The sequence below is a fragment of the Edaphobacter sp. 4G125 genome, assembly GCF_014274685.1.
Classification (GTDB): domain Bacteria; phylum Acidobacteriota; class Terriglobia; order Terriglobales; family Acidobacteriaceae; genus Edaphobacter.
This window is the reverse complement of record NZ_CP060393.1, coordinates 1,211,802-1,235,856: the sequence shown is the minus strand read 5'-3', so window position 1 is coordinate 1,235,856 and position 24,055 is coordinate 1,211,802. Positions and strand designations below refer to the sequence as shown.

17 protein-coding genes are annotated in these 24,055 nt (G+C 51.5%); 12 read left to right on the top strand and 5 right to left on the bottom strand.

Going from position 1 to position 24,055, the window contains the following annotated elements; all coding sequences use genetic code 11:
* Position 1: 1 nt before the first annotated feature.
* The 4 genes from H7846_RS05115 to H7846_RS05100 all read right to left on the bottom strand — a co-directional run bounded on the left by H7846_RS05115 (position 2) and on the right by H7846_RS05100 (position 6,986).
* Complete coding sequence (locus H7846_RS05115; protein ID WP_186695431.1) at positions 2 to 1,168, bottom strand: M24 family metallopeptidase; 1,167 nt, start codon at positions 1,166 to 1,168, stop codon at positions 2 to 4.
* 4 nt (positions 1,169 to 1,172) lie between these two features.
* Positions 1,173 to 2,060, bottom strand: a complete 888-nt coding sequence (locus tag H7846_RS05110; protein WP_255460969.1) for a DUF2334 domain-containing protein — start codon at positions 2,058 to 2,060, stop codon at positions 1,173 to 1,175.
* Positions 2,061 to 2,138: 78 nt separating this feature from the next.
* Positions 2,139 to 5,348, bottom strand: a complete 3,210-nt coding sequence (locus H7846_RS05105; protein WP_186695429.1) for a TonB-dependent receptor — start codon at positions 5,346 to 5,348, stop codon at positions 2,139 to 2,141.
* A gap of 96 nt (positions 5,349 to 5,444) precedes the next feature.
* Complete coding sequence (locus H7846_RS05100; RefSeq protein WP_186695428.1) at positions 5,445 to 6,986, bottom strand: alpha-amylase family protein; 1,542 nt, start codon at positions 6,984 to 6,986, stop codon at positions 5,445 to 5,447.
* Positions 6,987 to 7,301: 315 nt separating this feature from the next.
* Between H7846_RS05100 and H7846_RS05095 the strand changes: the two genes are divergently transcribed.
* Entirely contained in the window at positions 7,302 to 8,426 is a 1,125-nt protein-coding gene (locus tag H7846_RS05095; RefSeq protein WP_186695427.1) for a substrate-binding domain-containing protein, read from the top strand.
* A gap of 1,582 nt (positions 8,427 to 10,008) precedes the next feature.
* Here H7846_RS05095 and H7846_RS05090 read toward each other — a convergent pair.
* Positions 10,009 to 10,755 (bottom strand): Crp/Fnr family transcriptional regulator, encoded by a 747-nt coding sequence (locus tag H7846_RS05090; protein ID WP_186695426.1) that lies wholly within the window; start codon positions 10,753 to 10,755, stop codon positions 10,009 to 10,011.
* 113 nt (positions 10,756 to 10,868) lie between these two features.
* Between H7846_RS05090 and H7846_RS05085 the strand changes: the two genes are divergently transcribed.
* The 11 genes from H7846_RS05085 (at position 10,869) to H7846_RS05035 (ending at position 24,055) form a co-directional block, all read left to right on the top strand.
* Positions 10,869 to 11,489 carry a DUF2249 domain-containing protein gene (locus tag H7846_RS05085; RefSeq protein ID WP_186695425.1) on the top strand — a complete coding sequence of 207 codons (621 nt, stop codon included), beginning with the start codon at positions 10,869 to 10,871 and terminating at the stop codon, positions 11,487 to 11,489.
* Positions 11,490 to 11,517: 28 nt separating this feature from the next.
* A complete protein-coding gene (ctaD, locus tag H7846_RS05080) occupies positions 11,518 to 13,173 on the top strand; it encodes a cytochrome c oxidase subunit I (protein ID WP_186695424.1) in 1,656 nt (551 codons plus the stop codon).
* A gap of 37 nt (positions 13,174 to 13,210) precedes the next feature.
* Positions 13,211 to 13,474, top strand: a complete 264-nt coding sequence (locus H7846_RS05075) for a 4Fe-4S dicluster domain-containing protein (protein ID WP_186695423.1) — start codon at positions 13,211 to 13,213, stop codon at positions 13,472 to 13,474.
* 17 nt (positions 13,475 to 13,491) lie between these two features.
* Positions 13,492 to 14,046 (top strand): hemerythrin domain-containing protein, encoded by a 555-nt coding sequence (locus H7846_RS05070; protein ID WP_186695422.1) that lies wholly within the window; start codon positions 13,492 to 13,494, stop codon positions 14,044 to 14,046.
* Positions 14,047 to 14,453: 407 nt separating this feature from the next.
* On the top strand, positions 14,454 to 15,980 hold the full coding sequence (locus H7846_RS05065; protein WP_186695421.1) for a B12-binding domain-containing radical SAM protein: 1,527 nt from the start codon (positions 14,454 to 14,456) through the stop codon (positions 15,978 to 15,980).
* Between the two features lie 40 nt (positions 15,981 to 16,020).
* Positions 16,021 to 17,481: a B12-binding domain-containing radical SAM protein gene (locus H7846_RS05060; protein WP_186695420.1), complete on the top strand. Its 1,461-nt coding sequence runs from the start codon at positions 16,021 to 16,023 to the stop codon at positions 17,479 to 17,481.
* Entirely contained in the window at positions 17,478 to 18,875 is a 1,398-nt protein-coding gene (locus H7846_RS05055) for a B12-binding domain-containing radical SAM protein (RefSeq protein ID WP_255460853.1), read from the top strand. The genes H7846_RS05060 and H7846_RS05055 overlap by 4 nt, the downstream gene beginning before the upstream one ends.
* Positions 18,872 to 19,687: a class I SAM-dependent DNA methyltransferase gene (locus tag H7846_RS05050; protein ID WP_186695419.1), complete on the top strand. Its 816-nt coding sequence runs from the start codon at positions 18,872 to 18,874 to the stop codon at positions 19,685 to 19,687. Before H7846_RS05055 ends, H7846_RS05050 begins: the two co-directional genes overlap by 4 nt.
* Positions 19,684 to 20,664, top strand: coding sequence for a class I SAM-dependent methyltransferase (locus tag H7846_RS05045; RefSeq protein WP_186695418.1), 981 nt, complete (start codon positions 19,684 to 19,686; stop codon positions 20,662 to 20,664). Before H7846_RS05050 ends, H7846_RS05045 begins: the two co-directional genes overlap by 4 nt.
* On the top strand, positions 20,661 to 22,124 hold the full coding sequence (locus tag H7846_RS05040; RefSeq protein ID WP_186695417.1) for a B12-binding domain-containing radical SAM protein: 1,464 nt from the start codon (positions 20,661 to 20,663) through the stop codon (positions 22,122 to 22,124). Before H7846_RS05045 ends, H7846_RS05040 begins: the two co-directional genes overlap by 4 nt.
* Positions 22,121 to 24,055 carry a methyltransferase domain-containing protein gene (locus tag H7846_RS05035; RefSeq protein ID WP_186695416.1) on the top strand — a complete coding sequence of 645 codons (1,935 nt, stop codon included), beginning with the start codon at positions 22,121 to 22,123 and terminating at the stop codon, positions 24,053 to 24,055. Before H7846_RS05040 ends, H7846_RS05035 begins: the two co-directional genes overlap by 4 nt.

Sequence of the window (24,055 nt, the reverse complement as noted above, 5' to 3'; positions counted from 1 at the left end):
GCTAAACTCCGGCAGCGCAGGCGGCGCGAATAGAGGGTGTTAGGGATTCGCAACCGGACTCGGTGATAACAAATCCCTCTTCAATTCGATTGGAGCCCTCCAGGTGTCCGAAGAGACTGATGTCGGAGTTCACACACATCCCGGCGCGTAGTGGATATGTCGCCTTTTCATCCGGATAGGGCGATTCGGCCTCCGCCAAACCAATACCATGCATGGGAGGATACAGATCGTATCGCTCCAGTTTGTGCTTTTGGAACACGCTTTTAACCGCGCGGACCATCTCTCCGGATATCACTCCATTCTTGAGGTAACTCACTTGTATGGTGGAAGCTTCGAATAGTGCACTCAAGAAGCGCTTCTGTGCATCGGTGGCGACACCGGCAACAAAGGGATACTCAACCGTTGCGATGTATCCCTCATACTGAACCGCAAAAGCCACCATCACCATCTCTCCGTCCTGGATGATCTTGCGAGTGGGCCGTCCAATGATTGTGTTTGTACGCTGGCCGCTACCGAACACGGTAAACGGGATGCTTTCGGCTCCAGCCGAGCGCGCCACGCCTTCTGCCGCGCCGGTCGCCTCCAGCTCGCTCTTTCCGGGTACTGCCGATGCCACTAATGCTTCGTATCCGAGGCAAGCGATTCGTCCTGCTTCCCGCAGACAGGCAACCTCGTTGGCGCTCTTCACCACCCGTAGGTCTCTGAGGATTGAATCTGCTTCGACTATCACGAGCCCCGGAAGCGCATTTTGTACACGATCCAAGATTGGTCCTGGCATATCGAACTTGCCAACGACGCCCAACCGCTGTCCCCCACGAAGAACGTCGCCAATGATTTGCCGCAAAGAAGAAAATTTGGCTAAGGGATACTCAATTTCTTCTGGGACAGAAACGCAGGCAAATTCCTTAATATTTCTGAGGTCGGTCCACGGGCACATCTCTCTGGCGTAGCACTCTCCTTCGGGTGCACCCGCAAAAATGGGCTTCCCCGTCTTGGGAATAAAACAGGCGCCGCGCTCAAATATCGGCCAAAAATTGGAAACGTAACGGAGGTTCTCTCTACGGTACTCATCTCCGTAGACCATCAGACCGTCGAGCTTCTGTATGTCGAAAGCTGCTTGTATACGCGAAATACGGTCTTCGAATTCGGCTTTGGGTATCGTAATCATATTCTCAGGCAAGCTCCTTTTCATCGAAAAGTACTTCATAGGTTTCATCTAGATTGAGTAACCGAAGTTCGTCGCCTACAGCAGATGTAGCTTCGTGCGCATATGCGATGAGTTGGCGATAGAAGTCGAAGCCGCATCCGTCCTCGCACTGGTTTAGCGGAGAAACATGCGCGAGCGTCACAAATGGTATGCCGGCGCGTAGGCACGAATCGAAATCATGTTGCGCCAGTGCCATCGTTGCTTCGAAATCTGTTTGCCGGAGATACCATGTGTATTCGGTAGTCAGCGGGAGCGATCTTATTCCACTTGAATGCTGAGAACGGTCGAAATCGACACGCGAGATCGGTCGCGGAGCGAGTGCCTTTCCTTGAAGAAGGTCCCACCCCCCCTCCTGTAAATACATCGAACTATCGTAGGAAAACCCTTCTGCGCTCAGCGCAGTAAAGAAATTCTCACACGTCGAAAGGCATGGAGCTCGAAAACCTCCTATCTTGCACTCCAGCGCATCTTCTAGGATTTGACGTCCTTGGCAAAGCCTTTCTCGAAGCTTGGGAACCGCGAGACCCTCTTCAATCGCTGCCTGCTCTTTCGCCAATCGTTCCCGCGACGCCGATTCGTGAGGCAAGTCCAAAATCATCCGCGGAGGAATACCCGTCTCAAAACGATCATGTTCAAGACCATGTTGCCCCAGTGCATGTCCCTGCGCTAAAGCTTGTTTCAACAGTTCTACATATCCAGGTCTTTCTTGCAGCCGAATTCTTTCAGCGCGCGGCACCACAAAGAAAGTTGATAGGATGCCTTCTGACCTAAAGAACTGCAGTAGGGCATGCATATCCTCTTCAGTGGAGTAGCCTTCGAGGCAAACGTCGTCGACAGTCAAACAAAATATCATCGTCTCTGTGGTCCGTTTATTGGAATGTGCCATCCCGCTGACACGCTAATAAAACGCGATGAAGGCGACCTTTTGTGTTCAGAATAGAAACTTCATCGCAAACTGGATCTGACGTGCTGTGCCCGCGCTCTGAATTCTCCCGAATGCCGGTGAAACAAGCGTCGGCACGGGATTTGAGAAGTTCGCGTGATTGAATGTATTGAAGAACTCTGCGCGGAATTGAAAGCGTGTGTCTTCCCAGCCCCGAATCTCTTTGAAAAGACCGGAATCCAGATTTACTAAACCTGGTCCCACCAAAGCATTCCTGCCAAAATTCCCATATTGACCCGCTGAATTTGCAACAAATGCGCTTGTATTGAAGTACTGAGCAATCATCTGTTCCTGGGATCTTCCGGAAGAAAGAACCGGATTCCCTACAAGGTTAGGACGGTCCGAATTGACTGCGGTCAGCGAGTAGTCACGCCCGCTGACTACATTGAATGGCATTCCGCTCTGTGCGCCGAAGATTCCTGACAGACGCCAACCCCCGATAATATTGCGCCCAAAGAAACCACCACTGTGCCACGTGGGTAGATCCCATAAACCAGAGATAGCCAAGACATGTTTTCGTTGAAAATCAGACAGACCACGACTTCCGCGAAAATTGAATGGGTCTTGAATCGTCGATGCCGTATAAGGTTGACCCGACTGTATGTCGATCGAGCGAGCCCAGGTATAGGAAACATCGATCAAGTAAGATTTTGAAAGGCGCTTCTTCATACTCAATGCGAGAGCATTGTAAGAGCTTGTTCCCGCATCTTTGAAATAGGTAACACCCGATATCTTTCCACCCCCAAACAGCCTGCGTTGATTTGCATTGGCCAGCGTAGCTCCGGGTTGGTAGACTGCCGGATTCGCTTGATAGACCAAAGGGAGATGCCGACCCGCGCTACCGATGTAGTTGATTTCCACAGAAAAATCCCTGATCAGCTGCCTTTGCAATGACACGCTAAATTGCTGGAGGTTGGGATTGGGCATGTATTGATCGGCTCCCCAACCCGTAACGGGAAGCAAGAATTGCGCCTGTCCAGTCTCGGGATTATACTGAGCGGCTGGATTACCAGGAACTACAGTGAACCCGAGCCCTCCAGTCCCAAATGGATTTGAGAACGATGGAACAGTCGTCAATGTGAATGATTCAAGGAACGGCTGATTCAAGCTCAGATATTGAGAGTATCCATTGATAAGAACTTCGGTGAAGATACCGTAGCCGAGGCGAAGGCTCGTGTTGCCGTCACCGAAAACATCCCATGCGATACCGAATCGAGGGTTAAAATTCCGATACTGTGGATTGAAGATCCCTTTCGGGATTCCGGGGTCCCCAGCAAAAGCCATTCCAGCTGGCGCATTCGGGAAACGAGTCGATTGAAAACCCGGAATGAACGTGGCAGAATTCCCATCGACCTGCTCCGTTGGTTGCTCATAGTGATAGCGAAGGCCCAAATTGAGCGTGATCCGTTTAGACACTCTGTAGTCGTTCTGAGCGAAAAATCCAACCCAATAGGTACGGTGATTCTCCTGTTCGTCGTAGAGCAATAACGAGCTGGGCTGCCCCAGCATAAAATCCGCCATGGCATTACCTGTGACCTGCCCATTGAATGCAAATCGTCCGTTATCGAAGGAAGCTCGATCAGGTCCGAAGCGGACTCGGTCATAGTTACCTCCAAGCTTCCATGTACTCTTTCCGCTGATCCAAGTGAGCGTATCTGAGAAATCTTCTGTTGCATCCTGTCGTAAAGGATCGCCTGCGGTTCCGGGTGTCAGATTGACTCTGCCAGTAATATTGACGGCCGGAGGGTAGGGATGAGTGTACGTGTCAGGTAGATTTACCCCGGCATCCTTTGGATTATTGAACGGCATATTTGCATTTGTCTGAGCCTCAAATTTTCTGTTCCAGGCGAATGACGCCATGTTCAGAAGATTTGGAGTAAATGTATGGATGTCCCACACGTTGAGATTCTGAAAACGCAATGAATAGTTGGTTTGACCGAACGGAAGATTGCCGTTGGGCGTATTCGATGTGCCGCGGCTATACCAATATCGTCCACTAAGTTGATTATTCCCTGTGAGATTGTGGTCTACCTTAAGCGCGAATTGCTTGCCATTGTTTATGCTGGGGCTCAGGCTGGTGTAGCCGCCCCCGGCAGAATTCGCAGCAGCCATGATGGATAAATATTTGACTGCCGCCGGATCAAAACGCGAACTGGGAATTCTTCCATTGGGAAAGCGCTGACCTGTAGCTGGATCAACTGGCACACCACCGACAGATTGTGAAAAATCACCATTCTTTTCCGCATCCGTTGGCGGGATCGCTGCGTTATTCAAGACGGAGTTATGGATAGCCGTCCCCTGGTAACCGAAGAAGAAAAACGTCTTGTTGCGAATAATAGGGCCGCCTATGGTGCCCCCGAATTGATTCTGGATGAGGAACGGTGTTTTTGGCGCGAAGTAATTCCTCGCTGTTAGTGCATTGTCACGATGAAATTCGAAAAGGCTGCCGTGGAACGAATTGGTGCCCGATTTAGTCACAACCTGAACGGTTGCCGCGGCTGCAAGTCCCTTCTCAGCGTCATAGGCATTCGTAATAACCTTCATCTCGTCCAAAAAGTCAGGTGGAGGAAGCGGGTTTCCTTGTCCATACTGGACCGAGTTATAGCGGGTATTGTCATAGATGAAATTGTTCGCGCTCTGTTGTCCGCCTGCCACTTGTACAACTACGTTGTAACTGGTGGGTGACACTCCGGGGTCGGTTACGATAACTCCGGGAATCAAGGAAAGCAGCGCTGTAGGACTTCGGCCACTTAATGGCATTTCCACCATCCGTTCAGAATCGATGGTCTCTCCAATCGAAGCCTGACGCGTATCGACAGCTGGAGCCTGACTGGCAACCGTCACCGTTTCGGAGACATTCCCAACGGAAAGGGGAATATCCACTCGCACGTTAGCCTGTACCGAAACGGCAACGTTCGTACGAATGGCTACCTTGAAGCCTGCTGCCTCTACCCGAATGGAGTAGGAACCAGGTGGCAGCAGTGTAAACAGATATGCTCCTGTTTCATCAGTGGTTGTCGTTCGCGCTTGCCCAGTCGACGTCTCGACAACCTGTACGGAGCAATGGCCAACGACTGCACCACTAGCGTCAGTCACATTCCCAACGATGGAAGCAGTCGTTTGCGCGAAAGTCACACTAGCGCAACATAGAGCGACCACCGCGACGCTGAGAGACTTTAGGGCTTTCAATGGCAACATAACCATCCTCCTGGGTTATCTGGGTATGAGAGATTACTGGCGCAGAACTGCGTCCGAATGCGCTCTTGTACTTTTAATCGTGAAACCGTGCTGCGATCAGAGGGGGTGCTGTCTCCGCAAAATGACTAAAGATCGCCCCTTCAACTTCCACACTTTGCTTGGTGCACTCGTCGAGTCATACGCCGAAAAATAAGTGTCAGCGGTCTCGATTGTCGCTTCTTCTGTGCCATAATTCGCCAGAACGAGATAGGTCTCGAGGTTTACAAATGTCGAGGTGACTACGTTGAGTTGCAATGGCTTTACAAAGAGATCGGAATCACCAATATCGATATAAGCCCACGTTCCCTCTTGTACGAGAGGAAGGTAACGAGCAAGCCAGTGAGCGTGAGTTGCTCGAGCGTTCGGGTTTGGCGGAAATGCATCCCATGGGCCATATACGAATGGTCCGTTGGGATGTGCGCGATAGTAGTCCCATACTTCGTGATACTCGCGACGTAATTTATCTTTCTCTTCCGGCATGTACTCGACACCGGGGATGAATCCACGTTCGCCCGTCATAGGCCGCCCGGCAAGGAGAAGTGGGAACTGCATATAAGGGATCGTTTGCAGGTACATCTCATCCTGGTTATCCACTTTGCCGTTGCGGAAATCAAAACACGGCACCACATAGGGTGGGTAGTACTTTGTGTCCTGTCGAGTCTTATCGAGGCTTCCAACTCCTTCGCCAACCCAAAGATAGTCATATAGCTGCGCATCAAACATCGGGCGATTGTTCCGATCAGCATGTAGCTTGTAGATACCGCCGCGACGTTTTACCTCGGAATAGATCAACGACACCATGTCCTCGAGAGCCGCGTCGTGACCCTTACTTTCATGAAACGCTAAGACCTCATCCTTGGTGGGCGGTAAAGGATTGTTGTAGAGTGGAATGTAACCCCAATCGTTAAACAATCCATCTGCACCATAGTCGTCCAGCACCTGCAACGTGCGCGGCAGAATATACGCACGCCAACCGGCGCTAGCTGGCGAACAGCGAATGAGCTTCCAATGATTGCCTTTTACTACTGGTCGCTTCCCTGGCCCGCCCCGAACCCATTCCTCGCGGAGATCCGGATCCCCCTCTTGCATGTAGCCGGTTGAAGCATAGAGAATGACTTTCATTCCCCTCTTATGAGCCATGTTGATGAATCGCCGCAGACCGGCGGGGTTCACCGCAGTGAACTTGTCTCCTCCAAATAACCGAAGCAGGTCATTCCAGTCCTCCATCAGCTGGATGAGACGTATACCGCCAGCATGCAGGCGATCGAGCTCTGCTTCGTCATACTCGTCCGGATTGTACGGCGTGCGCGACGGATACTCGCCGATGTTGTAAGAGACCTGCCCGGGTATGTAGTTGGTGATAAGGTGCTTCTTCCCGCACTTCCGAATGCGACTCTCGCAAGCGGCAATGTTCTCCAAGCGACGGCGATGATCGTCTGCCGAGAATGAGCGCATGATGGTACCAGCGCCTAGGTCAGCTAAATTGCTCAGCACCCCTTGTGCCGCCATCTGATTAACCCCTTGTGCCGTGATCCGGTTAGGCGCGGCGGCGGCAATGCTACATAGGGCTGCGGAACCCAAGAAATCGCGGCGGTTCATCCGTAGACTCTTTTGCATCAAACCTTACCCTCTCGCTTCCGTCTAGAAGACATTCTCGCGTCTTATAGATCGCTTCTTTCTATGTCTCTGCTAAGTCTTTGAAAGAACCTATCGACGATGTTCTCTAGGGTCAAGCACCGTATGAGTCACTAAATAAATTTCATTTGATGAAATGCATAGTAAAGATCAAATACTGAGAGATTATCTCGCTTATTCAATAAGATATTGCTTTTTACAAGCAAATTTACCTCTCCTTATCATGAGGGACTTATTTGAAAGTATTACAATTACTGAAATTATTTCAGGAGTAACGAGATGACTGAATCCCAGTCGGGGCGCTACATGGTGAGATCCATCGTTCGGGCCGCAGAAATCCTAACGGCTTTCGAAACACCGGGTGAGGTGTTGCATCTGCGTGATTTTGTCACCAGAACGGGTTTGGATAGAGCTACGGCGTTTCGCCTATTGCATACTCTGAGCGCTTGTGGATTTCTGGAGAAGCAGGGAACGAATCAATATGGGGCGCCAATTCAACTCCGCAAGCGCATGAAATACAGAATCGGATTTGCAAGCGGCGGGGACCAATCTCTTTTTAATAAAGAAATTACGCAAGGGTTAATGAAGGCAGCCGAAGACTACAACGTCGATATTGTTGTCGCCGACAATCGATTTAGTCGCAAACGCGCTTTGCGTGCAATCGAAAGCCTCGTGAAAGAACGTGTCGACCTCATTATTGAATATCAGACTGACTATAGCGTCGCTCCGATTGTTGCTCAGAAGTGTGCAGCCGCAAACATTCCTTTGATTGCAGTTGAAGTGCCTCATCCAGGCGCGATGTATTTTGGCGCCAACAATTATGAAGCAGGCCTAATCGGAGGTCGTCACCTTGCTGCTTGGGCGAAGGTGCGCTGGAAGGGGAACGTGGACGAGATTGTTCTCATGGAACAGCACCGTGCCGGCCCTTTACCGCAGGCGCGTCTTGCTGGGTCACTGGCCGGGCTCGCCGAATCGCTACCACAGAGCCAACACTGGCCCGTTGCGCATCTTGATGGCGACGACGATTTGAGGAGAAGCTTGTTAGTTGTCCGTCGGTATTTGCGGTATACAAAATCGAAGCGCATCTTGGTTTTCGCGCTCGGCGATATGGGAGCGCTTGGTGCACTACAAGCTTTCGAAGAAGCGGGACGACTGGAGTGCTGCGCGATCATGGGACAGAATGCGGCGCCTGAGGCGAGAAGAGAATTACGTCGGCCAGGAACCCGTCTCATTGGTTCAGTTGCTTACTTTCCCGAGAAGTACGGCCCGGCTTTGCTAAGAATCGCATTGGATCTGCTGACAGATAAAAAGCTTCCACCAGCAATCTTCATCAAACATTCTCTTATCACCCCACAGAATGTCGACCGATTCTACCCAAATGATGGGCTTTTGGGTTACGCCTAAACCTCTAGTGCATCTCGTGCCAGCCCACTAGGTATATTCTCCAAGTCCTCTGCCTGTCTCACCGATCTTTGTCTCGCGTATTTCAAAAAAATTGCGCACACGCAAACACAACAAGAATCCTGGAGCAGCGTTCGACGCAACTTATTCCAATTGTCGTCGGTATGATTGGCACTAAGCCCCATGATCAGTACTGTGCCCCATGACCGACCAACTACTTGTGTCTAGTCAAGAGGACAACATGATGGGCATCCGTCTACGTAAGCTTGTGAAACGAGAGCCCTTGGCCGATTTCGAATAGATCTTCTGTTTCGAACCACCCCAATCCTCGTTCTGACGCAATTTGAGTAACTTAGCCGCACTGAGCAAAGCGTTAAAGCGCGGAAATGAACCCGACGAAACGCTTATTGGACCCTTGCAGAGCTGCATGGAAGATGATCGGGAATACCGGAAGAGGGATGGTTTTCACTGTTGCTTGGATGCTGATCTCTATCCCGCTCCATTCTGTTTTTCGTTTTAGATTTCTTCTTCACCCGTTTCATGACTATTGATCCGTTCACACTCATTTTCTCTGGCATCGTCCGTTGCTCTCCACCTTGTTTCTATTCGCACTCTTGATGAGCTGTCTTGATGCAAGCTCGGTGCCGGCTGGGGTTCGAGAGGAGAGTCGATGCTGCCATTTATCGCTCGGCCTTGAAGACCAAAGTCGGCTCGCAGTCATCGGAACACGGTGTCGTCGCAACGGGTGAAATCGTCATCTTGATTTTTGTATATAAAAAATTATTTTATTTTATGTGTAGCAGAGTCTAGCTAAACATCTGAATCAGTGTCAAGAAAAAGTAGGACCTAGAATTCAGTGTCTATCTAACCGCCAAAGAGAACACTCGATAGGCTCTGGATAGCCATCATGCTGCTATGAACTCCATCGCGACAATTTGCAGGTCAGGGAATCAAGCAGGGTGGGTGTAGAGTCAACGAGTGGGATATGCAATGTTGTGGACTGCCGAAACGAACCCGTCTCGCCGATAAGCCGGCCTCGAAATTAAGGCTGGTGATCGTGACCTGCCAAAATGTCTTAGGTGTCCACAGATCAGCATAGTCGGTGCTACGCTCTTGATCACCAGCTAGGATCGTCAAGGAATACGAGATCGCAACCAGGACTCTGGGACGGGATGCAGGTTTCGACTCCCGCTTCGATTCCCCAGTAGGTTCGATCGCCAGCCGTCTTCGTTCAAAACTTGCTATTAGGAGTGCCTATTGGGTACTTTTCACTACTGCTGTGTTGCCATTTTAGTCGTAGAATCAGTTAGATACGCGAGTGCGCAGCCACTCATAAATCAAAGGCTGCGGGTTCAGATCCCGCACAAACATCAAGCCGCTGAATAAAGGATGAGGCCATTCAGAGAACGTGCAGCGGTGTGTAATGCTAGACAAAGCCGTCTCTGGCCATCATTTAGAATCAATAATTTATCTAAACAAGTATTACCATTTTCCTGTACTCCGCTTTCCAACGTTGAGGGTTTTCTATAGGGTCCGGACTAAACCGTGCGTTGCCTGAAGGGCTCCACAACATCTCTTGAATGGATTATTGAACGCGTTCAGTGTTCTTGCCGACCGCCAGCCTCGGCGATGCGGTTCGTTGCTTACAACGATTTTCCGAATAGAGCTCGAGAGCATGGAAATCTGGAATCGTTACAGAACGCCTCTTAATAATCACCATCCCTTCGTTTTGGAGCCGTGCCAGTGCACGGGAGACGACGTCACGCACGGAACCGATGCGGATGGCGATTTCATGATTGGAGAGAGCTAGCTTGAATGTCGAATAGCCACGTGCATCGACCCCGTTGTTCCTTGCCTCATGCAACAAGAGCAAAGCGAGCCGCTGGCCAACTTCATGGAAAGACAATGCCTCGACCAGTTGAGCATGCCTTCTTACCCGTTCTGCCATCAGCTTTAGCGCCCTCAGAGCGAAAGTCGGATGCTCTAGACAAAAGGCATGAATATCCCGCTTATTGATAAATAAAACTTCTGTAGCTTCTTCCGCGATTGCAGAAGCGGGATATGACCCATCATCGAACACGGGAACTTCGCCAATCGTTGCACCGGCGGTATCCATATGCATTACTTGCTCTCGACCCTCGGTATTGTGCCGGAAAACACGCACCTTACCACTTACAACTGCAAATAACCCCTTTGCTGTATCGCCTGAGAAAAACAGCATTTCCCCAGGTTGAAACTGCATTTCTGTGGCTCTCTGTGCAAGTTTGGCAATCCCTTCGGTGTTTACTTCACTGAATAATTTCGTGCGCCGCAGAGCAGCGATCCTCTCCATTTTGCTCACTCCAAGTGTCGCTTTCTTGTACGACTCAAGTCATAGCACATCTGATCGACGCGGAGTAAGTTCAGGACAAACGAGAGGAGTGGTGCGAGATACGAGAGGACACGATGCTCAAACATAATCTGAATGATTTGATTGAATTCGACAGCCAAAAATTCAAGCCCAAGGTGTTGATCAATAGCCCGGACTATCGTCTGGTTCTCCTCGGAATAAAAGCCGGTCAGTCTGTTCCTGAACACATGACATCGGGAAAGGTCACGGTATATGTCGTTCGCGGACACGTAATTTTCTATGAACAGGAAGTTCCTTGCGAGCTGCATTCAGGAGAAGTTGTCAGCATCGCAGCCGGAATTAAGCATCACGTTGATGCATATGAAGATTCGGCCCTCCTGGTACTCGCGACAGGAACCGTCAGAGGGGAGCCTACCGACCTGGATGACGAAATCGATATCCGCACAGTGCCACGCCCGCAACGCCATCCGCTCATCTTCGCAAAGTTCGATTCGTTGGCCGTGGGAAGTTCCTTCCAGCTTCTCAATGATCACGACCCGGTGCCTCTGAGTCAGCAATTTGAGAGTTTGCGACATGGACAAGCAGAGTGGGAATACCTCGAGCGTGGGCCCAATATATTCCGCATAAAAATTACGAGGATTTCGCCTCAGAATACGCAGGACGTCTTACCCGGAGAAAGCGTTTCGCCAGTTCAGATCCAAAGTCGCACGACATAGCTAGATTCAAAAGCAGAAGAGGAAAGAAATGGCAACGATACCAGCGATAGCACCCACTTTACCCGAAAGGACCTACCTCAATAACGGATTTGGTCTAAAGTCATGGTTGCTAACTCAAGACCATAAGCGTATTGCGATTCTTTATATCCTCACGACAAGCTTTTTTTTCGTCATTGGCGGCTTGGCCGCAGCGTTCATCCGATTGGAATTGCTGACTCCTGCAGGCGATCTAGTATCTTCTGATACATATAACAAGTTATTTTCCATCCACGGAATCATTATGGTCTTTTTCTTCCTTGTACCGGTGGCGCCCGCGGTGCTGGGAAATTTCCTCATTCCTCTCATGATTGGTGCCCGAGATGTCGCGTTCCCAAAGATCAATCTTCTAAGTTGGTACCTATTTATGATTGGAGGTGCTATTGAGTTGTATTCGATGATCTTTGGCGGCGTGGATACGGGGTGGACCTTTACTACTCCACTAAGCACTCATTACTTGAACAGTAATGTCGTCAGCGCGGCCATGGGCATCTTTGTCGCAGGGTTTTCTTCCATCCTGACTGGAGTCAATTTCATCGTCACCATTCATCGGATGCGCGCCCCAGGAATGACCTGGTTTCGTTTGCCCCTCTTTATCTGGTCCTATTATGCGACGTCGATTATCTTCGTTCTTGCAACTCCCGTCATCGCGATATCGCTTGTGTTGATCGTGCTGGAACGTGTCTTAGGGCTCGGCATCTTCGACCCCAAACTAGGCGGCGACCCGCTCCTATTTCAGCACTTATTTTGGTTTTATTCTCATCCAGCTGTTTATGTCATGATCTTGCCTGGAATGGGAATCATCTCTGAGGTGATTGCGTGTTTTTGCAGAAAACGGGTCTTTGGTTATACCGCAGTCGCATTTTCATCGGTTGCCATCGCCATCTTTAGCTTCTTTGTTTGGGCCCATCATATGTTCATTATGGGCATATCCAATTATTCGGCGTTGGTATTTTCACTCATGAGTATGTTGGTCGCCATTCCTTCAGCGATCAAGGTCTTTAATTGGTCAGCAACGATGTACCGCGGCTCTATAAGTTTTACGACTCCGATGCTATATGCCTTTGGCTTCATCGGCCTTTTCACAATGGGTGGCATGACCGGGGTAATGCTCGCTTCTTTAGGCATGGATATCCAGATGACGGAGACCTACTTCATCGTGGCTCATTTCCATTACGTTATGGTCGGCGGCATGATCAGCGCTTATATGGCTGGCCTACATTTCTGGTGGCCAAAGATTACTGGAAGGATGTATTCGGAACAACTGGGAAAGCTCGCTGCATGTGTCCTCTTTATTGGTTTTAATCTCACGTTCTTTCCGCAATTCATCCTTGGCTATCTCGGTATGCCACGACGCTATCACTCCTATCCTCCGGAGTTTCAAGTGCTGAACGCCCTTTCCACGGCCGGGGCCTCCGTTCTTGCGATCGGTTATTTATTGCCAGCTGCCTATCTCCTCTGGTCTTTGAGATACGGAGAGATTGCTGGAAACAACCCATGGCGCGCTTCAGGATTGGAATGGACAACTCAATCACCACCCATCACCGAAAATTTTTTGGAAGTCCAGGTTGTGACAAGAGAGGCTTACGATTATGGAAGAATCGACAATCCGACGGTAGTCGCTGACAAATCGCTTACTGCATTCTGAGTAATGTCAGGCGGCGAACAGAAGAAGGGATGAGCATATGGCATTCATTATTGCCGAGCCGTGCATTGGGACAAAGGATACTGCGTGTGTCGATGCCTGCCCAGTAGATTGCATCCATCCGAAAAAGAGCGAGAGCGATTTTGGCTCCAACTCCATGCTATTCATCAATCCTATTGAATGCATCGACTGCGGAGCTTGCGTTCCAGCCTGCCCGGTGTCTGCAATTTATGCTGAAGGCGATCTCCCGGAAAAATGGGAAAAGTATGTGCAGATCAACGCAGAACACTATGTAAGAAAGTAGGCGAGGTTGGATTTGCGATGTTCACACAGATAGGCGGAAAACCCGAGAGTGATTTTAGTGATCCGCTTGGTCTGTTGAGTGATTGTCATCAACGGATACGGTATTTTCTAAACGTACTTGTTAGTGTTTGTGCACAGGCTGCTGAAAAGCAACTTACTCCTGATCAGCGAACAGTTTTGGAAAAGGCTCTCTGGTACTTCCGCGAAGCAGGTCCAAGGCATACGGAGGATGAAGAGAAGTCGCTATTTCCTGTTCTGCGAGCCAAGAACATACCTAGGGTTCGTCGGGCACTAGAAAAGATCGAAAAACTTGAAGTTGATCATAGACAAGCGGAAGCCGATCATGACGATGTCGACGCCATTGGCCGTCGGTGGCTATCAGATGGCGCTCTCTCGCAAGAAGACTTTCGACAGATGAGAATTCTCTTAGCCAATCTCACGAGGCTTTATAAACGCCATCTTGTCATGGAAGAGGCCGAGATTTTTGCTCTGGCTGATGGGGTATTGTCGCGCAATGAAAAAGATCTGGTTGGCCGAGAGATGGCCGCTCGCCGCGGAATCTTACGGCGGTGAAATATATACATCAGCTCTTTATGCCGCTCCAGATCTGACGTCAAACCCTGAAGCGGGGTATCTTCCCCTGGCCCCACAGCCAGCCCATGCTCCGCTTGGTGAAAAAGTTTGCAGTAGAAAAACTGTAGCATTTTGATCGTAAATACCGGTTATGCCGACTCTATAAGTCTCTTACAGCCAACAATTTGCCATTTCCGTGTAGGTAAGGTCATTGGTTCGATCCCGATCGGATCCACCAATCATTCCTGCCATTGTTCAGCCGTTTGCCTTGTCGGACTCGGTCTCCCATCGCACGCCAAGGCCGTGAAGAAAAGCGTCGCCTACAACGACGGCGCTTCAGCAAAACGAAGACGATATAGAGACAGTTCGCTGATAACTCTTAGAAGTCATCTCTCTAGACTCCCCTCATGGCCACGGAGAGAGCACTACGAAACTCTAAGAAGATTGTCTTCTTCTTTCCCTCCTTCGCGAGCTCGGAAGCAACAGCCCCACTCGGCATTTTGGCAGTTTCAACTCCATTGCTGCGGGCCGGCTTCGAGATCGTCCTCGTGGATTCGACAATAACGCCAAACTTTAAACAAAAAATCCTAAGCGAGGTAAAGGATGCACTTTGTCTGTGTATCTCCCTTGTTACCGGCCCGATGATCCGTGAAACCGTCGATATCGCCAAGAGCATCAAGGCGTGGCGCGGAGATTTTCCGATCATTCTCGGCGGCTGGCATCCCTCGCTCTTACCTGGACAGACGCTCGAGGCTCCATATATCGACTACATTGTGCGCGGCCAGGGAGAAGACGGCCTTCTCGAACTGGTAAGCCATCTTCAGGTGGGTGCCGCTCCAGATCTGATTGCTGGTATCGGCTTCAAGCGTGATGGAAGGATGATCCTGACGCAGGAGCGCGCACTGCGCCCGCTTATTGAGATGCCTCCAAAGGCATATCACATCGCAGACTTCGACGCGTACGAACGCAAGTGTGGGCGCCGCTGGGCAATGTATACCTCAAGCCTGGCATGTCCGTTTAACTGCGCCTACTGTACGAACGCCGGAGTCTACGGACGTAAGTGGAACGCTCTGCCGCACGAGCAGTTTGTGGAAGAAACGGTAGACCTCAGCCGTCGCTATGCACTGGAAATGATCTGGGTGGTCGATGATAACTTTCTCGTCGACATGGACCGCGCACGCGGTATCGCTGAGGGCCTGGTCCGCGAAAACTCACACTTCACTTGGAGTATTCAAGCCACCAGCAACGTCGTTGCCCGTCTTACGCCTGAAGACCTGCGCATGCTCAAGCGTGCCGGACTACGACAGATCTGCCAGGGTGTTGATTCGGGTTCACCGGCAGTTCTGAAGGCGATGCATAAGGACTGGCAGGACTTCGAATCGATCTATGAGAGCGCAGCGCGTTGTCTCGAGGCAGGGATTCGTCCTTCGTTCAACATCATCTTCGCGTTTCCTGGAGAAGGGCGCAAAGAGCGGCGCGAGACCATCGACTTCATGATGAGCGTCTGTCGCCGTTTTCCGGGCGCCGAGTTCTGGACGAACATCTTTACGCCTTACCCCGGCTCTCCCATCTTTTCCAAGACAACTGAACTAGGGATCGATCTGCCAACCTCGCTCGAAGCATGGGCGGATTATTTTCCACGCTATACGCGTCTGCCCTGGCTCGATGGAAGAGAGCACGAACGCCTGCAAACTACGCGCGACTATCTGCGGCTCGCTTTTGATCGAATACCTATCGCCGCCGATCGACGTGGAAGGATCACACGCCTGGTTCAGAAGGCGATCTCTCTGCCTGCACGGTGGCGTCTGGATCATGACGTGTACCGTATGCCGCTGGAATTGTGGATCAACGACAAGATCAAGAAACACATCTCGACCAAACCGGCAGTGGATGCAAAACGACTGGCAAACACACCGGCGGAGGCAACTTGCTAATGTCGTCTCTATTTCGTTCGAGCTCCATGGAGGTGATGCTTTGATAGACATTTTGCTCACACACACATATCACCTGCAGTACGACTCGAAGCAGAAGCAGAAGATGCAACCCTATCGGCCTCTGGGCACGCTCTACGCCGCCAGCGCCTTGCGAGGCAAGGGGCTCACAGTAGCGCTCTTCGATACGATGATGCGAGACCCGAATGAGTTTTCATCTTTTCTCGACGAGACGAAACCTAAGATCGTCGCAATCTACGAAGATGACTTCAACTTTCTTACCAAGATGTGCCTGAGCCGCATGCGCGAAGTCGCATGGACCTTTGCACAGATGGCTCGCGATCGAAAGATACCGGTGGTGATTCATGGATCCGATGCCAGCGATAATCCTGACATATTTCTCGATCGCGGGGTCGATTACCTCTTGCGCGGCGAGGCCGAGGCAGCCCTGACCGATCTATGCCTCGCTATCATCAATCACAGCTCAACGAATCAAATCCCTGGCCTTATACTGCGAACTGGGCCCGGGACAACGGTCCATCCAGCACAATCACTTTCTCTGAATCCTGGATGGGCACGACTTTCCATACCGCCACTTGATCTTACCGATTTTGCTCTGTATCAAGAGGCATGGACGCGGGCGCATGGGTACTTTTCAGTCAATATGGTCGCGAGCCGCGGGTGCCCCTTCCGGTGCAACTGGTGCGCAAAACCAATCTCGGGCAACAGATTCCATTCGCGTCCTGCTGCTGATGTGGCCGAGGAGATGCGTCTCTTAAAATCCACCATCCATGCGGATCACATATGGTTCAGCGACGATGTCTTTGCGCTCAATCATCATTGGGTTCAGGACTTCGCCCGAGAGGTAACTGCGCGACACGCCATGATTCCATTCAAGATTCAGAGCCGCGCCGATCTAATCACAGATCAGACTGTCGAAGCTCTCAAGCAAGCAGGATGCAAGGAGGTCTGGATGGGTGTCGAGTCTGGATCTCAAAAGATACTTGACGCCATGGACAAAGGGCTGACGATATCTGACATTGAAGATGCGAGAAGACGTTTGAAATACGCCGGCATCCGCGCGTGCTACTTCCTGCAGTTTGGCTACCCAGGTGAACGCTGGCCAGAGCTTCAGCAGACAATCAAATTTGTGCGAGATACGCGCCCAGACGATATCGGGATCTCATTTTCATATCCTCTGCCGGGCACGGTATTTTACGAACGCACCCGGGCGGAACTGGGGTCAAAACGCAACTGGATCGAAAGCGACGATCTCTGCATGCTGTTTAAGGCCGAATACACAACTGACTTTTACCGAGCTGTCCGCAATGCTCTGCACGCCGAGGTCGATAACTGGACAACACCATCGCGCGATGCGGACCTTCTCTGGGATGAGGTCCACAGACTGGAGCCGACAAGCCGGGCACGCAATATAGAAGAGCCCGTCTCGCGCTCCATGGGCTTCGTCAGCCTCGATCGACTGACAATCAAGGTGGGGGCATGATGCGCGATCTCGTTCTTGCACACGGCTATTTTCTTCTCGAGGACCCGAAGGAGCGTGTCATCATGAAGCCCTACGCGCCCCTGGGAATTCTATATCTCTGTTCGCACCTTCGCTCGAAGGGCTTTGATGTAGACGTCTTCGATACCACGTTTTCAAACAAGGCAGAGCTGTTTCGATTCCTCGATTCTGAACCGCCGTCAGTGCTCGGCCTCTACGCCAATCTGATGACGCGCAGCAATATTGTTGAGATTCTCGCAGCGGCACGGAATGCAGGATGGACCACGATCGTAGGAGGTCCTGAGCCTGGAGCGTACTCCTTGGAGTACCTGCAAGAAGGGGCGCAGTTCGTCGTATTCGGTGAGGGTGAGAACACACTCGAGGAGCTGCTTCATGCACTTCGGGTCGGACAATCTGATTTCTCGGATATCTCCGGGCTGGCCTATCTGGATCATGATGGCAATTTGCACAAGAACGCTCCTCGCGAGCAAATGCGAGACCTGGATCGTCAGCCGTGGCCAGCGCGAGATGCTATTGACTTGCCTCGCTATGTCCAGACATGGCGCCAACACCACGGGATGGGTTCAGTGAACTTTATTACGGCTCGAGGTTGTCCGTTTCGTTGCAACTGGTGTAGCCATCAAGTCTATGGACAAAGCCATCGACGTCGAGATCCGATCAAGGTCGTTGACGAGGTTGAGTGGCTGCTTCAAACCTACGCTCCAGACATGGTGTGGATCTCCGACGATGTCTTCACCATCAATCACCAGTGGATTCGTACTTACTACGACGAGATGAAACGAAGAGGCCTTCGCATTCCTTTCGAATGCATCTCGCGGGCGGATCGTTTGACACCGGAGATGATGGATCTACTAACCGAGCTAGGTTGTTTTCGTATGTGGATCGGTTCTGAGAGCGGTTCCCAGCGAATTCTCGATTCCATGGATCGCGGGGTCAAGATCGAGCAGGTGCATCGGGCAGTGGAGATGTGCCGAGAACGTGGTGTGCAGAGTGGCATGTTCCTGATGTGGGGATACGAGGGCGAAGACCTTGAGGATATTGAAGCGACCATCAGGCACGTGTCTACCTCGAAGCCGGACATATTCTTCACCACTGTCTCATATCCGATCAAAGGCACCCCCTACTACGATCGCATATCGAATAAATTGATCCAGATTGCTCCATGGGGTCAGACCTCAGATCGCGAACTTCGCATAAAAGGAAGGCGCTCCCGCAACTTTTACTCCCACGCCGACATGTTACTTCGCGAAGAAGTCGCGCTCTCCCGTGCAAAAGATGAGGCGGGTTCGCCATCGCAGGATCTTACACTCATGCAGAAGAGTATTCGCGACATCCGCACTGCGATGATGGCCGCTTACAACGAGGTGGAACAGTGATACACGCGATCCCTAACAGGGTTGCTGCCCTCGCCTTCGATCGCCTTGCGCCAGACTACGACAAGAAATTTACAGAGACTTCTGTCGGCCGCGCACAGCGCATAGCCGTATGGGAATGCGCGCAACATGTGTTCACTCCGCATAGCCGCCTGCTTGAGCTCAATTGCGGGACGGGTGAAGATGCGCTTCACTTCGCGCGGCAAGGCTTTCACGTCACAGCATGTGATGTATCGACAGCAATGATCGCGGAGGCTCGCAAGAAGGCGTTGCTCGAAGGAGTCTCTGATCGCGTTCGTTTCTATGTGCAGGCAACAGAGAGAATCAGTGAAGTTGCCCACGAGCAGCCTTTTAGTGGCGTATTTTCGAATTTCTCCGGCCTCAATTGTGTTAGAAACCTGGACGATATTGCTGAAGCTCTTGCGCCACTCCTGCTCCCACGTTCCCCCACACTACTGTGCTTTTCGGCGCGCTACTGCGTGTGGGAGATGGTGTGGTATCTACTTCGTGGCGATACCTCACGAGCATTCCGCAGGTGGAACGGTTACCACGAGACCTGCCTCAGCGACGTCACGCTACCCATTTACTATCCTTTGTGCAGCGGGATTCGGAAGAGCTTTTCCCGTCACTTCCGCCTCATCTCGATCACCGGCATCGGTGTTACGGTACCTCCTTCTTATGCGGACTCCTGGATCTCTCAGCGTCCCCGCCTTCTGCACTTATTTGAAATAACTGATGCCGCTATTCGGCGGTTTCCCGGGCTTCGCGTACTAGGCGATCACATGCTTTTGCATCTTGAGAGGCTACCCGCATGATTACTCAATCCACATACAAGCTGTTGCATCCGGCAGTAATCGACGGCCTCAAGATCCGCTGCCCGCGTTGCACTGCACGAATGGAGACGATTGAAGCAGAAGTCCCAACCTTTGCCTGCATCGAGTGCCATTTCCCGATGGAGTTCAAGGAGGGAATCTGGCATGCACTGCCAGTCGAGCGGATGACATATTATGCGCGTTTTATAAAGGACTATGAATATATACGCACGGCGGAGGGACGCGGAAGCCACGACAGCAGCTACTACCTGAAGCTTCCAAGTGTCAGTCGATCCGCCGTGAACGCTGATCAATGGAAGATTCGCGCTATTACGTATGGGTTTTTAAGAGACCGTATCCTGCCTCAAATTAACTCTCATTTACTTGCACCCCGGGTTCTAGACATCGGTGCGGGTAACGGGTGGCTTAGCTACAGACTCGCACAAATGGGACTACGTCCCGTCGCCGTAGATCTTCTCGTCAATGAGATGGATGGGCTTGGAGCATCTGCCCACTATGATTCACATCTGCCTCAACCATTCATGCGCGTTAGAGCCGAGTGCAACCGCCTGCCATTTTCAGACGCCCAATTTGCCGCAGTCATCTTCAATGCCTCATTTCATTACACAGAGAGCTATGAACGGACCCTTCAGGAAGCATTGCGGTGCCTGAGAATTGGGGGGCTGCTCATTATCGCAGACTCGCCATGGTATTCCCGCCAAGAGAGCGGCGAGCGAATGCTCGCCGAGCGCCACTCTCATTTTTTCAGCCGTTTTGGCATATTCTCCAACTCGATTCGCAGTCAAGAGTTTCTCACGGATCAACGCCTGGAACAGCTTGCTCGTCAGTTCAATCTTGTTTGGCAACGGCATAGCCCCAACTACGGCCTCCGCTGGTCGCTGCGCCCATTGGTAGCGAGACTCAAAAAGCATCGCGAGCCTTCAACTTTTCGCATCTACACCGCAAAGAAATCTGCATGATTATCCTCTTCCATCCTCGCGCCACGAAGCCTCGCAACTGCCGCATGCCGCTAGCGGTGCTTGCGCTTGCTGCTGTGCTGGAGGGGCGTGAGAGATATACGATCGTTGATGGGAATCTCGACGATGATCCACTCGACGCCATCATTACGCTCATCGACAACAACGATGTAATCCTACTTGGGGTTTCGGTGATGCCGGGACCACAGATGGTGGCTGGCATGGACCTGTCACGTGAAGTGCGGCGTCTGCGTCCCGGCGTGAAGATCGTATGGGGCGGCTATTTCCCATCGATTTATCCCGCAGCGGCGCTCAACGCCCGATACGTCGACTACGTTGTCCGTGGACAGGGAGAGGAGACGCTCATCGAGCTGATCGAGGCGATACGAGGCCAGCGCATGTTGTCTTCCATCCGAGGTCTTTCGTACAAGGATGAGTTCGGGCTGCATCACAATAACGCTGAACGTCCGATGAAGGGGCCGGACAACTTCCCTTGGTCTCCCTACCACCGCATTCCAGTAGAACGTTATCTCCGTCCGTCGTTCTTCGGCAAACGAACCGCGGTTCATCACGCCAGTATTGGCTGCCCATTCAACTGTTCGTTCTGTGGCGTCCATGCCGCCTATGGACGAGACGAAAAGATGGAGTCACCGGAGCGTACCGTATCGATTCTTAAACACCTCGTCGCGAGATACGACGCCGATTCCGTTCAGTTTTATGATATGAACTTCTTTCTGCGCGAAGATCATACGCAGAAGCTCTGCGAGCTGATAGCTCCACTTAATCTGCGCTGGTGGTGCGAAGCGCGCGTCGACATTATGTCTCGTTATTCCGATAAGACTATGGCGGCAATCGCACGCGCCGGCTGTACCATGATCTTCTTCGGAGCTGAGTCAGGCGCCGACTGGGTCTTGCAGGACATGCAGAAAGGCATCACCACAGAGCAGACCCTCATCATGGCCGAACGAACACGTCGCTTCGGAATAATCCCCGAGTTCTCCTTTGTCGTCGGCAATCCCAAGGACCCTGATAGGGATACGCGAGAGACACTTGCTTTCATTCGCAGAATCAAGCGTATCAATCCTGATAGCGAGATCATCATTCAGCACTACACTCCTACCCCTCAACCAGGGCAGATGTATGGGAACGTTGACGACAAGATCGCATTCCCATCGACGCCTGCAGAGTGGGCAACAAAACAGTGGATGAACTTTACGCTTCGCATCGATACCAGTGTCCCCTGGCTGCGCAAAACGACCAAGGAGCTCATCGACAACTTCGAACTAGTCGTCGCTTCACGCTGGCCTACCGTGCAGGACATCCGAGCGCCGAGGTGGAGCCGCCTCATGCTGAAGACGCTGAGCGCATGGCGCTATACGTTTCGAATCTATAACTACCCAATAGAACTTCAGTGGGCCCATAACTTTATCAATCTGCGCAAACCCAAACGAGAGAGCCTTTGAGCAATACAGCTACAGACCGTGAGGAGTTCACTGATTCGAACCTATACGCATTCGATGCATGGGCTCGCGTCTATGACCAACAAGCGAATCCACTCATTGAGCTTGAAAAGCGATTTCTCTCTTGCGTAATCCCAGACATCGACGGCAAAGACATCTTGGATGTCGGCTGCGGTACTGGCCGCTGGCTTGAGCGCCTGGTACGCTTTGGATCAGCGCGATCGGTTTGCGGTGTCGACAATTCCAGCGAGATGCTTGCTGTGGCACGCCGGAAACATCTGGACAATACTTTGCTTCTCAAGGCAAATTTGCCCCACCTGCCTATCAACACTGCGTCAATAGATTTCGCACTCGCATCCTTCGTTCTCAGCTACATACCTGAGATAGGGTTCTTTGCCCAGGAACTGACAAGAACCCTACGCAGAAGCGGAGAACTATTCCTCACAGATATGCATCCCGAAACAGCCATCGAACTTGGCTGGAAGCGTGGCTTTCATTCTTCACAAGGTCCTGTGCGCCTAGACGCTCGGCCACACTCCCTCGCAAGCATCATCACCGCCATGGCAGATCACGGTCTGCGTCTTGCCTCTCTTTATGAGCCGTCATTTGGCGAACCCGAGCGATGTATTTTTCGCTCAAAGGGCAAAGAGGCAGAGTATAGGAGGGCAGCCGGAAGGCCAGCCATCTACATCCTTCACTTCATACGAGAATCTGTAGAGAGCGGCGCCCCCGAGCTCATTCTCAGTGATGCCCGCTGCGTTCTCGGCCCGCAAGAATCGGTTGTCGCTGATATTGCCATACGACGCGACGAGATCACGATCAATACGGCAAAGCCGCTCGATACAGCTTGTGATGAAATCGACCTATCTGGTTACAGTCTCTTTCCAGGGTTGATCAACGCACACGATCATCTCGAGTTTGCCCTCTTCCCACGTCTCGGTGATCCACCTTATAAAAACGCGACAGAATGGGCACTGGAAATCCAACGCCGCTATTCCAGAGAAATCGACCTGCATAAACAGGTTCCCAAGGACGTACGGCTTTGGTGGGGGGGCCTCCGCAATATCTTGTGCGGCGTAACAACGGTGTGCCATCACAATCCTCTCCATCCTGTCTTTGACGATCATCGATTTCCCATCAATGTTGTTAAAGGGTTTGGGTGGGAACATTCTCTTCGTTTTGCCACGAACCTTGAAGGTGCACACCGACAATCAACCATTTCACAACCTTTCATACTTCATGCTTGTGAAGGTATCGACTCTGCGGCGGTCAACGAATTCGAAGAATTGGAAGCGCTTCGCCTAGTCGACGAACGATTGGTCTTAGTGCATGGCACTGCGTTGACTCCGCTTAATACCCAGAGACTCAATCAACAAGGTGCATCGCTGATTATCTGCCCCTCATCGAACGATTACTTGTTTTCGCGGTTTCCTTCACTGCAACAACTCCTTTCCGTCGAGAGGCTTGCCATTGGAAGCGATTCATCCCTTACCGCGACAGGTGATCTCCTCGACGAAATTGGATTCTGCCATGAACAAATTGGTCTATCTGCTCAAACGATATACGACTCAGTGACGCGGCTCCCGGCAAGGATTCTCCGCCTAAAGAGCGGACAAGGGCGAATCGGGCCGCATTCACCCGCAGATTTATTCGCTGTACGCACCACAGCACTTGACCCAGCCACACTCCTTTCCTCAATCAGTTGGCGCGACGTGGAACTTGTGATGGTGCGAGGCGTCGTGCGGCTGGCATCCCCCGAGATATTGCCTCGTCTGCCCTATAAATCACGCTGGAACCTCGCGTGCATATCCATTGATGGATTGTCGCGCTGGATTGATGCCCCACTCCGTGATCTCTTCACGTCAGCTGCTGAAGTTCTCGGCGTTAGCAACCTATTTCTCAATGGGCGGCGCCTTTCAATGAGCGAGGTGTAA